Annotated in this window: 10 protein-coding genes; 5 read left to right on the forward strand and 5 right to left on the reverse strand. The window is 67.9% G+C overall.

Annotation, left to right across the window (positions count from 1 at the left end; translation table 11 throughout):
* Positions 1 to 600: 600 nt before the first annotated feature.
* Together QH196_RS14365 and QH196_RS14370 are read left to right on the forward strand one after the other, a co-directional pair.
* On the forward strand, positions 601 to 1,935 hold the full coding sequence (locus QH196_RS14365) for a sensor domain-containing diguanylate cyclase (protein WP_280416285.1): 1,335 nt from the start codon (positions 601 to 603) through the stop codon (positions 1,933 to 1,935).
* Positions 1,936 to 2,081: 146 nt separating this feature from the next.
* Positions 2,082 to 4,412: a HelD family protein gene (locus tag QH196_RS14370; RefSeq protein WP_432279496.1), complete on the forward strand. Its 2,331-nt coding sequence runs from the start codon at positions 2,082 to 2,084 to the stop codon at positions 4,410 to 4,412.
* 261 nt (positions 4,413 to 4,673) lie between these two features.
* Here the strand turns inward: QH196_RS14370 and QH196_RS14375 are convergent, their stop codons facing one another.
* From QH196_RS14375 to QH196_RS14385, 3 genes are all read right to left on the reverse strand, one after another.
* Positions 4,674 to 5,126, reverse strand: coding sequence for a universal stress protein (locus QH196_RS14375; RefSeq protein WP_280416286.1), 453 nt, complete (start codon positions 5,124 to 5,126; stop codon positions 4,674 to 4,676).
* A 328-nt stretch (positions 5,127 to 5,454) separates the two neighbouring features.
* Positions 5,455 to 5,862 (reverse strand): DoxX family protein, encoded by a 408-nt coding sequence (locus QH196_RS14380; protein ID WP_280416287.1) that lies wholly within the window; start codon positions 5,860 to 5,862, stop codon positions 5,455 to 5,457.
* A gap of 57 nt (positions 5,863 to 5,919) precedes the next feature.
* Entirely contained in the window at positions 5,920 to 6,801 is an 882-nt protein-coding gene (locus QH196_RS14385) for a helix-turn-helix domain-containing protein (RefSeq protein ID WP_280416288.1), read from the reverse strand.
* A 464-nt stretch (positions 6,802 to 7,265) separates the two neighbouring features.
* On the opposite strand from QH196_RS14385, the gene QH196_RS14390 reads away from it, so the two are divergent.
* Positions 7,266 to 7,736 (forward strand): VOC family protein, encoded by a 471-nt coding sequence (locus QH196_RS14390; protein ID WP_280416293.1) that lies wholly within the window; start codon positions 7,266 to 7,268, stop codon positions 7,734 to 7,736.
* Positions 7,737 to 7,759: 23 nt separating this feature from the next.
* On the opposite strand, the gene uvrB is transcribed toward QH196_RS14390, so the two are convergent.
* On the reverse strand, positions 7,760 to 9,952 hold the full coding sequence (gene uvrB, locus QH196_RS14395) for an excinuclease ABC subunit UvrB (RefSeq protein ID WP_280416289.1): 2,193 nt from the start codon (positions 9,950 to 9,952) through the stop codon (positions 7,760 to 7,762).
* Positions 9,953 to 10,085: 133 nt separating this feature from the next.
* On the opposite strand from uvrB, the gene QH196_RS14400 reads away from it, so the two are divergent.
* Positions 10,086 to 10,610: a DUF402 domain-containing protein gene (locus QH196_RS14400; RefSeq protein ID WP_280416290.1), complete on the forward strand. Its 525-nt coding sequence runs from the start codon at positions 10,086 to 10,088 to the stop codon at positions 10,608 to 10,610.
* A 109-nt stretch (positions 10,611 to 10,719) separates the two neighbouring features.
* Here QH196_RS14400 and coaE read toward each other — a convergent pair whose 3' ends face one another.
* Positions 10,720 to 11,910 carry a dephospho-CoA kinase gene (gene coaE, locus QH196_RS14405; protein ID WP_280416291.1) on the reverse strand — a complete coding sequence of 397 codons (1,191 nt, stop codon included), beginning with the start codon at positions 11,908 to 11,910 and terminating at the stop codon, positions 10,720 to 10,722.
* 195 nt (positions 11,911 to 12,105) lie between these two features.
* Here coaE and QH196_RS14410 point away from each other — a divergent pair, with 195 nt between their 5' ends.
* Positions 12,106 to 12,324 (forward strand): hypothetical protein, encoded by a 219-nt coding sequence (locus QH196_RS14410; protein ID WP_081595458.1) that lies wholly within the window; start codon positions 12,106 to 12,108, stop codon positions 12,322 to 12,324.
* Positions 12,325 to 12,535: the final 211 nt, after the last annotated feature.

Raw genomic sequence — 12,535 nt, forward strand, 5'->3', positions numbered from 1 at the left:
AGGCGCGCCATGATGTCGTTCCGCTGGAGCCGCCGCCACCGGCCCGGTTCGGGTGGTGGCGGCGCGGAGGACGGCCTGTGCTACCCGGTCGCCACTTTCCGGCTGGGGCCGCGGATCGGCCCGCGCTGATGCTAGGGCGAGCCACCGACAAGTTTCGCCGAACGGCCGAGCCCCCGGCGGTTACGGTGCGATTCCGCGGACCGCGCGGCGGATGCCGCGCACAGTGCCCGTGCGCACCGTCAGGACGGCGGGCGACCGGACGGGCTCCCTTCCCAGGGTAGGTCAACCGGGCCTGTCACCGGGGCGTGTCACCGATCACGCCGGTCCGGACCGCCCGCCGCCGCCGCTCCCGGCGAGTCTCGCGGCCGCAGCCGTGACCGGCGACCGCACCGATCCCGGTGCCCGACATAAGATCGATGATGAAGTCCGGTGTCGTGCACAGCATTTCCCCTCCCCGGTCCCCGGTCGCCCGGCCCACCGCGGGGAATACGTTGTGGTCGATCGCCGGAGGCATCATGTGCACAGGACGAGCTGTCTGTGTGTGGATGCCGTAGTTGTGCCGTGTTTGAATGTCCGGGTCAACCGACGATGGGGGTTGGTATGGGAGATCGCAGGGCCTCCGCCGCCGAGCAACTCGCGCATCGGTATCGCTCCCTGGTCGAACACTCCCCGGACGGAATCTTCGTCCACGAACGCGGCATCGTGGTCTACGCCAATCCGGCATGCCTGCGGCTCCTGGGCGCGACGAATCTCGCCGGAGTCCTGGGTCAGCGTGTCGCCCGTTTCATTCACCCCGATTCCCGCGCGACGATGTTCGAGCGGCTCGCCGGCCTGACCGCGGCCGGTGTCGCCACCGACCCCACCGAGATGACGCTGCTGGCGCTGGACGGCCGCGAGGTCCCGGTGGAAACGGTTTCCGTGCTCACCGCCTGGCACGATCGCCTGGCCTACCAGGTGGTCCTGCACGATCTGTCCGCCCAGCGCCGCGCCGAACGCGCGCAGCGCCGCGCCGAACAGCACTTCACCACGGTGGTGGCACAGCTCGAAGAGGGTGTGGCGGTCATCTACCAGGACGGCATCATCGGCTCCGCCAATCCGGCGGCCCGGCGCATCCTCGGCATCGACGAGAACATGCCGGTGGTCGGCTCGAAGATCGCCCAGCTGCCGGTGGAGTGGCTGGATGCCAACGGTGCACCGCTACCCCCCGCCCGGCATCCGGTCGCGCGGACCCTCGCGACCGGCGAGACGGTCACCGCCTTCGTTTTCGCGATCGGCCGCCCGGACGGGCGCCGCCGCTGGCTGAGCGTTTCGAGCCGCCTGCTCGCCCCGGACGAACCCGGTGCGGCGGCGGTGTGCTCGTTCACCGATATCACCGAATACCTGGCCGGCCGCCGCCAGCTCGAATACCAGGCCACCCACGACCCGCTCACCGGTCTGGCCAACCGCTCGCTGATCCTGTCGCAACTGTCGGGGGCGCTGGCCGCCAGCGGGGCGCACCGCCGAGTGTCCACGGTGATGTTCATCGATCTGGACGGCTTCAAATCGATCAACGACACCATGGGTCACGCCATCGGCGATACGGTGTTGCGGATCGTGGCCCACCGATTGCTGCGCGCGCTGCGTGCCGAGGATCTGGTGGGCCGGCTCGGCGGCGACGAATTCCTGGTCCTGCTGGCCGGGCGCCCGGGTGACGAAGAACTCGAACCGCTGGTGCAGCGGCTGCGCGCGGCCATGGCGGAGCCGATCGTCGCCCGCGGGCACCGGATCGCGGTCAATGCCTCCATCGGGGTCACCACGCTCGAACCGGGCGATACCCGCACGCCGGAAGCGGTCCTGCACGACGCCGATATCGCGATGTACGAGGCCAAACCGCCGGGCCACCGCGATGCCACCGGCGGACGCGGGCTCCGCGGCGACAACAGCAACGTCTCCTGAAAACAGGTCGCCGACCTGGGGAAACGTCATGTCCCCGGAGTCCGCAGTAGACTCGACAACTCTGTGCACGCCCCAGCGCAACGCGTGCACATCGTGATTTCGTGTCCGCCGAACTTGTCCCGCCGTGGGTGAGAAGGAGCCAGAACTTGCCCGACAACCGCACCCAGGAACGTGTAGGCGCCTTGGACTCCGCCGAGTCACCGCCGGATGCGGCGACCCGAGATATCGATCAGGAGCAGGCGTACCTGTCGGTGCTGTACGACCGGCTGGACGGGATGCGCGCCTATGCCGACCAGCGGTTGCGCACGGTACTGCTGGAGACGGGCGGCACTCCGCAGGCGCGTACCGAACGGGAATCGTTCAGCCAGCTCTACACCGAGGATCTGGCCAAATACGACGCCGCCGAGCACGGCCTGTGCTTCGGGCGGATCGATATCACCGACGGCGAGGAGGGCCCCGAACAGCGCTATATCGGCCGTCTCGGCATCCTCGACGAGGACAACGACTACGAAACCCTGCTCCTCGACTGGCGCGCCCCGCTCGCCCGGCCGTTCTATCTGGCCACCACCGCCGCGCCGGACGGCGTGGCCCGCCGGCGCCATATCCGCTCCCGCAACCGCCGGGTGACCGCGGTCAACGACGAATACCTGGATCTCGACGCCGCCCGCCGGGCCGGCGCCACCGCCTCCGACGGCGGCGTCGGCAGCGAGAGCGCGCTGCTCGCGGCGCTCAACGCGGCACGCACCGGGCATATGTCCGACATCGTGGAAACCATCCAGACCGAACAGGACGCGATCATTCGCGCCGAACACAAAAGCGTTCTGGTGGTACAGGGCGGGCCGGGCACCGGTAAGACCGCGGTCGCGCTGCACCGCGCCGCCTACCTGCTCTACACCTATCGCCAGCAGCTGGCGAAGAGCGGTGTGCTGATCATCGGCCCCAATGCCACCTTCCTCGACTACATCGGCCAAGTCCTGCCGTCGCTCGGTGAGACCGGCGTGCTGCTGTCCACCATCGGCGACCTGTATCCGGGCGTGAAGGCGACCTTGGACGATTCGCTGCGCGCTGGCGAACTCAAGGGATCGCTGCAGGTTCTCGACATCCTGAAGAACGCCGTCCGCGACCGGCAAGAGGTGCCGCGCGAACCCATCACCCTGACCTTCGACGGCTATCCGGTGACCCTGGACCGCAAGATCGTGACCCGCGCCCGGGGCCGGGCCCGCTCCTCGCGCCGCCCGCACAATCTGGCCCGCCCGATCTTCGTATCGATGGTGATCGAAGCACTCACCGACCAGCTGGCGCAGACCATGGGCGCCGACCCGCTGGGTGGCGGCCGCAGCCTGCTCAGCGCCGCCGATCTCAGCGAGATCAGCGACGAACTGCGCGCCGACGCCACGGTCACCCGGGTGCTGGCCGAACTGTGGCCGCTGCTCACCCCGCAGCAGGTCCTCAGCGATCTGCTCGCCGACGCCGAACGGCTCGACCGGGCCGCCGGCAAGATCCTCGCCCCGGAAGACCGCGCCGAACTCCTGCGCACCGGCACCGGCGAGTTCAGCGCCGCCGACGCGCCCCTGCTCGACGAGCTGGCCGAACTGCTGGGCACCGACGATGCGGAAGAACGCGAACGCGCCCGGCGGCGCTGGCGCGCCCAGCTCGCCGAGGCGCAGGACGCCCTGGACATCCTGACCGGTTCGGCCCCGCAGGATCTCGAGGACGAACTCGACCCGGAAATCCTGATGGCCTACGACCTGATCGATGCGAGCCAGCTCGCCGAACGTCAGCAGGTACGCAACCGGCAGACCACCGCCGAACGCGCCGCCGGCGACCGCAGCTGGACCTACGGGCATGTGATCGTGGACGAGGCGCAGGAACTGTCGGAGATGGCCTGGCGCATGGTGATGCGCCGGATACCGAACCGGTGGGTCACCGTGGTCGGGGATATCGCGCAGACCGGCGATCCGGCGGGTGCCCATTCGTGGGCGCAGATGCTGGAACCGTATGTGGCCAAACGCTGGAAACGCACCGAGCTGACGGTGAACTACCGCACCCCCGCCGAGATCATGGCGGTCGCCGCGGATGTGCTGGCCACCATCGACCCCGCCGCCCAGATGCCGCGCTCGGTCCGGGAAACCGGCCGCCTACCGGAGGCGCATCGGGTGCCCGCGGCGGAGATCGCCGACACGCTGGCCGCCCTGCTCGCCGAGCAGCAGGGTCCGGGCACCGCAGCGGTACTGGCCCCGGCCGAGAACATCGGCGAGCTCGCCCATCTGGCCGGCGAATCGGTCCGGGTGCTCACGGTGACCGAGGCCAAGGGCCTGGAATTCGATGCGGTGTACCTGGTGGAACCGAGCGCGGTGATCGCCGATTCACCACGCGGCCGCAACGATCTGTACGTCGCCCTGACCCGCGCGACCCAGCAGCTCACCGTGGTGCACAGCGCCGATCTCCCGCCCGAACTGCACCGCCTCGCACGCTGATCCGGGTCATCCGGGCGAGTTCCGATCATGCCCGGTACCCCGGCGGCCGTTCGGATCGCCGTCACCGCCCGGCTCCCGGAGCCGGAGCGGCAGTCCGGCGACACCGGTCGTCGGCGTCTCGCAGCAGCGGCATCCGGTGCCGTAACGTGCGCCACACGAGTTGATCCCGGGTGTGCCGACGAATGCACCGGCGGCCGCGCCCGATACGCGAACGCCCCGCCCGGATCACGTTCCGGGCGGGGCGAAAGCGAACGATGCGGGTCAGCGCACCGTGTGCACGATCAGGACATCTGATTTCGATTTACGCGCCACATCCGAGGGCACCGAACCCAGCAACCGCCCGGCCAGCGTGTTCAAGCCCCGGTTGCCGACCACGAGCAGATCCGCCTGCGTTTCCTTCACCAGGTCCAGCAGGGATTCGACCGGTTCACCGACAATCGCCTTCTCGACGATCTCCTTGGCACCGGCCGCCACGGCCCGATCCCGCGCGGTACGCAGGATCTCGTTGGTGGGCGCCGAACCGCGAACCTGGTACGCCTCGTCCTTGAGCATATCGCTCGCGGCGGCGACGTCACGGTCGTCGGTCGGGTAGTAGGCGCAGGCCAGGATCAGTGTCGAACCCGCGGCTCCCGCCAATGCGGCGGCCTTGTCCACGGCGACATACGACGAGTCCGAGCCGTCGGTACCGACGACAATGGTCCGGTAGGCGGTCATTCTCTCCTCCAACTGTGCGGGGTATAAACGCGGCTGCGCCGAACGCTGCCGGAAAGTCGGCAACGGCGCAGCGACTGCGTAGACCATAGCCGTAACCGAGGCCCGAGTAACCTGATTCGTTCTACATCACAGTGCTTCGTGGCGGCATCAGTGTTTCACATTTCTGCTTCCCGGAGCGGTAGCGACCGCATCTACCTGGATGTTCCCGGGGCCAACCGCTCGAATATGTGAGACATCACAAGATGAGTGAACACCATTGGCGCCCTGGGATTTTCCTCACAACCCACCGTCGGCAAACCGTACCGGATCACCGAATAGGGCGTCACTGCTAGAACAGCGGGCCGGTAATCGTCAGCCCCAATTCCTCGGTATGAGAGAAAAAGCCGAACAGCATCACCAGCGCGCCCGCGAGGGCGAGATCCTTGTTGAACTGAATGGTCTCCGACTGGGTTGCCTCGGGATCGGTTTCCTTCCAGAAACTATGCATCATGATCATGGTGGGCACGATCATCACCAGCAACAGCAACGCACCCAGGTCGGCCCAGATACCCAGCAGAATGCTGATACTCCCGAGCAACATGAGCGCACCCGAGGCCCGGACAGCCATCTCCGGCATGGGCACACCCTTGGCCTGCGCGTAGCCGGCCATTGCTTTCGTCTGGGTGAAATGCCCCAGCGCCGAGCTCAGAAACAGGATGACGAACATCACCCGGCCGATCAATACCACGACATCCATGTGCAGCTCCTCGCTCTCACCGACGGGTACCGCTTATATGCCGAATCCGAAATTCGATTATGAGGCAGGCAGCACCTTGGAAGTCACCTCATCGCGCGAGCGTAACGAATTCTTGGCATATTCCAGCGGCGCCATTCCGACCTCCGCGGTGAACTCGCGGGTGAAATGCGCCTGATCGAAATATCCGAGGTCGGCGGCGAGCGCGGCGAGATCGGCGGTACGACCGCGAGCCAGCAGGTCCGCACCGTCCTGGAGCCGGTACCGGCGCAACACCCATTTCGGCCCCGCACCGATATACCGGCGGAACAGCCGCTGCAGCGTCCGCGCCGAAACGCCGAACCGCTCGGTGACCTGATCGACGCGGGTGAGTTCCGGCTCCCGCGCCATCGCGGCCGCGATCCGCAGCACGAGCCGGTAGTTCGGATCGTCGCGCCGGGTGCGTGTGCCCAGATAGTCCTCCACCAACCGGCGCCGGTCGGGATGGGCGGGGGTATCGAGTACCCGCTCGGCGAGATCTCCGATATCGGGCAGTACCTCCGCGGCGGGCACGGCCCGGTCCCGCAACTCGCCGACATCGAGACCGGTGAACGCCCCGAACCCGCCGGGCCGGAACCGCACCCCGAAGGCCTCCCCGCGACCGGCGAGTTCCCGGACGTACTTCCGGGTGCATACACCGTTGACGAATCCCCCGAAACGGTCTCCGTCGCGTTCGAAGGTGAGATGCACACAAGGAAACGGAAGCACCTCGGCGAAGTAGGGCGCTCGCCCGCGCATATCCCAGCGCACGGCCCAATACCACTCGACGAACTCGGCGACCTCCGGGCCGGTCGGCAACCGCTCGAGCGTGCGATACCGCTCCTGCTCATGCGGATGCAGAATCGCCTTCCGGTCATCCGCCGCGGGCGCGGCGCGGCGCACCGGGATTTCCGGGCCGCTCACGGCACGGTCCTGCCTTGCCGCTGCCCATGACGTGCCGGCCACCACCGAGCCCCCGGGCCCGGCCACGGCGAGCCGGATACCGATGCGACGAAGGCTCGAGGTCGAGGGGGAAGCGGGCCGGGAACGGTTGCGCCGGACCGCCGTGCCGGGCCGAAGCCGCGAGGCGGCCGTACGGCGATTCCGTCCGGACGCCACCTCTCTCGATAGCGGCACCGGCTGCCCGTGTGCGGCGGACTGTTGTGTCGCGGGCACCGAGAAGGCTCGGCGCCCTGCTGCTCCCTGCCCGGCACCGGCCGGTACCGGGTGACGATGTCGGCTTCGGCGAGCTGTGGCTTTCCAACCGGTACCGCTGGGCGCACGCCGGCACGCCCGCCCCCGAGGCGCCGGACGGGCCCACCACCGGCTTCGGCGAACTGTCGCTTTCTTACAAGAACCCGGCCGCGCACCCGAGCAGACTCGAACTCATGAGCGAAACAGTGAATCCGATTCCCGACGGTTACCACTCGATCACCGTGTTCATCGCGGTCCCGGACGGCAAAGCCGCCATCGACTTCTACAGCGCCGTATTCGGTGCCGAGGTGATCTCCCGCAACGATATGCCCGACGGGCAGCCCGCCCATGCCGAACTGAAGATCGGCGATTCCACGATCCAGCTGGGCATGCCGGTACCCGACCAGAACGTGCTGGCGCCCACCGGTGAATGGGTGCACACCTCGCTGGTGCACTACTGCCCGGATGTCGACGCCGTGATCGCCCGCGCGCGGGAGCACGGCGCAAAGGTCCCCGAGGATCCGGCCACCTTCGTCACCGGCGACCGCTACGGGGCCCTGCTGGACCCGTTCGGTCACCGCTGGGTGGTGATGACCCGGGTGGAAGACGTCTCCCGAGAGGAAGCCGAACGCCGGGTCGACGAATGGATGGCCACCCAGGGCTGACCGTCCGCCGCAACGCGAGCCGGTCATTTCAATCCGGCCGCGTCCATCCCGCGCAGCTCCTTCTTCAGGTCGGCGATTTCGTCGCGGAGCCGGCCCGCGAGCTCGAACTGCAGTTCGCGGGCCGCGTTCATCATCTGATCGGTGAGCTCGGCCACCAGATCGGCCAGTTCGGCCCGCGGCATCGATTTGATATCGCGACCCTCCACGATGCCCGCGCTCACCGCCCGGCCGGGCTCCCCTTGAGCCCGCCGGCCGCGGCTGGCATTACGACCGGATCCGCCCACCGCGACCTCGTCGTCTGCCTCGGAGTAGACCTGGTCGAGGATATCGGCGATCTTCTTGCGCAACGGTTGCGGGTCGATCCCCATTTCCGCGTTGTAGGCGAGCTGTTTGGCCCGGCGTCGTTCGGTTTCGTCGATGGCGTCGCGCATCGAATCGGTGATCTTGTCCGCGTACATGTGCACCTCGCCCGAGACGTTTCGCGCCGCACGGCCGATCGTCTGGATGAGGCTTTTGGTGCTGCGCAGGAACCCTTCCTTATCGGCGTCCAAGATGGCCACCAGGGAGACCTCCGGCAGGTCCAGGCCCTCACGCAGCAGGTTGATCCCGACGAGCACGTCGTACTCGCCGAGACGCAACTGGCGCAGCAATTCGACACGGCGCAAGGTGTCGATCTCGGAATGCAGGTAGCGCACCCGCAAACCCAGCCCGAGCAGATAGTCGGTGAGGTCCTCGGCCATCTTCTTGGTGAGCGTGGTGACCAGTACCCGCTCGTCGCGTTCGATCCGCTGCCGCACCTCGTGCACCAGATCGTCGATCTGCCCCTTGGTCGGTTTGACCACCACCTGCGGATCGACCAGACCGGTCGGGCGGATGACCTGTTCGACCACCTCACCACCGACACGGCCCAGTTCGTAATCGCCCGGGGTGGCCGACAGGTACACCGCCTGACCGATCCGTTCGGCGAACTCCTCCCACGTCAAGGGCCGGTTGTCCACCGCCGACGGCAGCCGGAAACCGTATTCGACGAGGTTGCGTTTGCGCGACATATCCCCCTCGTACATACCGCCGATCTGCGGCACCGTGACATGGGATTCGTCGATGACCAGCAGGAAATCGTCCGGGAAGTAATCGAGCAACGTAGCCGGGGCCGAACCCGCGGGCCGCCCGTCGATATGCCGCGAATAATTCTCGATACCCGAGCAGAAGCCGACCTGCCGGATCATTTCCAGGTCGTATTGGGTGCGCATCCGCAATCGCTGCGCCTCGAGCAGTTTGCCTTTACCTTCCAGTTCGGCCAGCCGTTCTTCCAGCTCGGCCTCGATATCGCTGACCGCCCGCGCCATCCGATCCGGACCGGCCACATAGTGGGTGGCCGGGAAGATCCGCACCATATCGACCTTGCGCACCACGTCCCCGGTGAGCGGGTGCAGATAATAGAGTTCTTCGATCTCGTCGCCGAAGAATTCGATCCGCACCGCCAGTTCCTCGTAGGACGGGATGATCTCGACGGTATCGCCGCGCACCCGGAACGATCCCCTGGTGAAGGCCATATCGTTTCGCGTGTACTGGACATCCACCAGCATGCGCAGGAACGCGTCCCGATCGACCTCCGCGCCCACCTCCAGCAGCACCGAGCGATCCAGATACGACTGCGGGGTGCCCAGGCCGTAGATACAGGACACCGAGGCCACCACCACCACATCGCGCCGGGACAGCAGCGCGGAGGTGGCCGAATGGCGCAGCCGCTCCACATCGTCGTTGATCGAGCTGTCCTTCTCGATATAGGTATCGGTCTGCGCGATATAGGCCTCGGGCTGGTAGTAGTCGTAATAGGAGACGAAATACTCCACCGCGTTGTGCGGGAGCATTTCGCGCAGCTCGTTGGCCAGCTGCGCCGCGAGGGTTTTGTTCGGGGCCATCACCAGCGTGGGCCGCTGCAATCGTTCGATGAGCCAGGCCGTGGTGGCGGATTTACCGGTACCGGTGGCGCCCAGCAGCACCACATCGGGTTCCCCGGCCGTGATCCGGCGTTCCAGCTCCTCGATCGCCGCCGGCTGATCGCCGGCGGGCTGATAGGGACTGACGACCTGGAACTGCCCGCCGGTCCGCTCGATCTCCCCGACCGGGCGGAACTCCGATTTCGCCAGGGGAGTTTGCCCGTCGGCCTCGGTTCCGCTGACGCCGGCCGCACGGAGTTCGGTTGCGAATGCCATATCCCCAGACTAAGCCCGCCCACCGACATGATCCCGGCCTCCACCACGGCAGCGGCCACACCGCCCGGCGACCGCGGCGCCACCGGGAACGGCGCCGCGCACATCACCGCCGTCCTGGGTAGATTCTCCAGCTGTGACCAACGCAGCCAGTGTGCACGTCCACCGGCCGAAGGTGGAGTACTTCGATATCGCGGAACTGACCAATACCGATCCGAAGGGGTTCGTCCGCGCCGTCGAGCGCTACCACCTCGAGCCCTGGGGCCTGTACATGGCCCGCACCGCCGACCACCCCCAGTTCCACTACCTCGAATCCTGGCTGCTGCCCACACTCGGTCTACGCGCGACCGTGTTCCATTTCCATCCGGCGCATCTGCGCGACCAGGACTACTACCTCGATATCGGTGAGTTCGGCGAGTTCGAACCGAAACGCTGGCGCTCGGTCGACCACTACCTCGACCTGGTGGTCCGGACCGGCCGGGAAACGCAGCTCCTGGACGTCGACGAACTCCTGGCCGCCCACACCACCGGCCTGATCGACGCGGCCACCGCAGAACAAGCCGTCGCCACCGCCACCCGCGCCATCGACGGTATCGCCGCCCACGGTCACGACTTCCTGGCCTGGACCGAATCCCTGGACATGCCGCTGACCTGGATGTGAGCTCCCTGGCCCCGGACGCGGGGGCATGGCGACCACCCGCTGACGAGCCGGGCGCCATCGAGACCGCGAGCTCGGCGAGGGGGTGGCGCCCCGGTGGCTTCCGGTCAGCTCATCGTCCCCGGCCCTCGGCGTTCCGGTCGCCGACCGGCCGCTCCATTCCGGTCAGCCAAGGCTCCTGCGCCGCGGTATACGCCGCCCACGCGTCGTCCCCCGCGAGACCCTCGGCCTTTGCCGCCGCCGCACGGATCACCTCGGTGTACTCGGCGCGGATCTGTTCATCGGCCCGCAACCGGTCGCGGAAGGCCAGGGCGAATTCCTGCCGGGGGCTTCCTGCCACCCGCAGGTGCACGAAAGCAGGCCGCCCCGGATCCGCGCTACCGTGCACCGGGCCCTCGGTGAGCCCGTCTCCTTCCCCGGACGCCGGCTCGTGGACCGGCGCCGGAAGCTCCGGGAATCCGGCACCGGCCAAGGCACCCCGAATACCGTCGGCGGCGGCCTCGTCACCGACCGTGATCTGCAGTTCGAGCACATCCGGTGCGGGTAGCCCCGGAACGGCAGTGGCGCCGATATGGTCCACCCGAACGGCTGCCGCGCCGGCCGCAACCTGTAACCGCGCGATCAGCCGCTGCGCCTGCGCGGCCCACTCGGGCCGGGCTTCCACGAGGCCGAACTGGGGTCGCACCGCTATACCGGCGCGCATATTCGCTTCGAACGGCACCAGCCGCCGCTCCCACAGCCGCGCGACCTCGGCTTCTACTGCACCCGCGGCACCGTTGTTGTCCAGGAGCACATCGGCGGCGGCGTAGCGCTGTTCGTCTGTGGCCTGCGCCGCGATCCGGGCGCGGGCATCGGCCTCGTCCACGCCGCGGAATTCGACCAGTCGCCGCAGGCGGGTGCCGGTGGCGGCGTCCACGACCAGCACCAGGTTCACGAACGGCGCCATATTGTTCTCCACGAGCAACGGAACATCCTGCACCACAATGGCATCCGGCGCGGCCGCGGCGAGCAGCTCGGCGGTGCGCTGCCCCACCAGTGGATGGGTGATGGAGTTCAGGGTGGCGCGGGATTCGTCGTCGCGGAACGCCTTGGCGGCAAGGGCGGGCCGGTCGAGGCTTCCGTCGGCGGCCAGGATATCCGCGCCGAACGCCTCGGCGAGGGCGGCCAGTCCGGGAGTTCCGGGGGCCACCACCTCCCGTGCGATGACGTCGGAGTCGATGATCACCGCCCCGTGTTCGGCGAGTGCCCGCGCGACGGTCGATTTGCCCGCGCCCATACCTCCGGTGAGGCCGATTCGTAACATTGGGTCAGTTTCGCATCCGGGGCACGCCCACCGCCGAACAGGTCGCACCGCGGGCGCTGCCCGACACGCCCACGGGGGCCCGATCCGGAAATGTCCGGACCACGAGATTCACTCGGATAATCTGCGCTTGCCGCAATATCGACGGAAATTGCCCTTTTTCCGATAGCACTTGTTACGACAAGCAAAGGAAAGAGTATGCGCACCAGAGAAATCCGTACAGGCCGCCACCGGCTGGGTTCGGCGGGTCGCGTGCATTGCGTTTTTATTCCGGCCGTCGCGAGATATCTGCGCGAAAATCGGCGTTCGTGGTTCACCGTTTTCCTGGTTCCGGCGCAACACAGTTTCGCCGCCAAACGGCACCGGCCCGTCGTCCCCCGGGTCCGTATGCGCTGGATTCCCGCGCCCGCAGGCTGACGGGAAACACTGGTTGAGGGGCCCCCCCCCCGGGGGGGGGGCGGGGCCGGGGTTGGGGTGCCAAACCCCGCGGGGCCCCCCCCCCCCCCGCCCCCCCCCGGCCCCTTGCCGCCCGCCCCCCCCCCCCCCGTCGCCTCCCAAAACCCGGGGCCCCCCCCCCCCCCCCGCGGGCGCGGCCCCCTCGCCGTTTTCCCGTACCCATCCCTCGGGC

Origin of the sequence: Nocardia carnea, from assembly GCF_029868325.1 — a bacterium.
GTDB classification, from domain to species: domain Bacteria; phylum Actinomycetota; class Actinomycetes; order Mycobacteriales; family Mycobacteriaceae; genus Nocardia; species Nocardia carnea_C.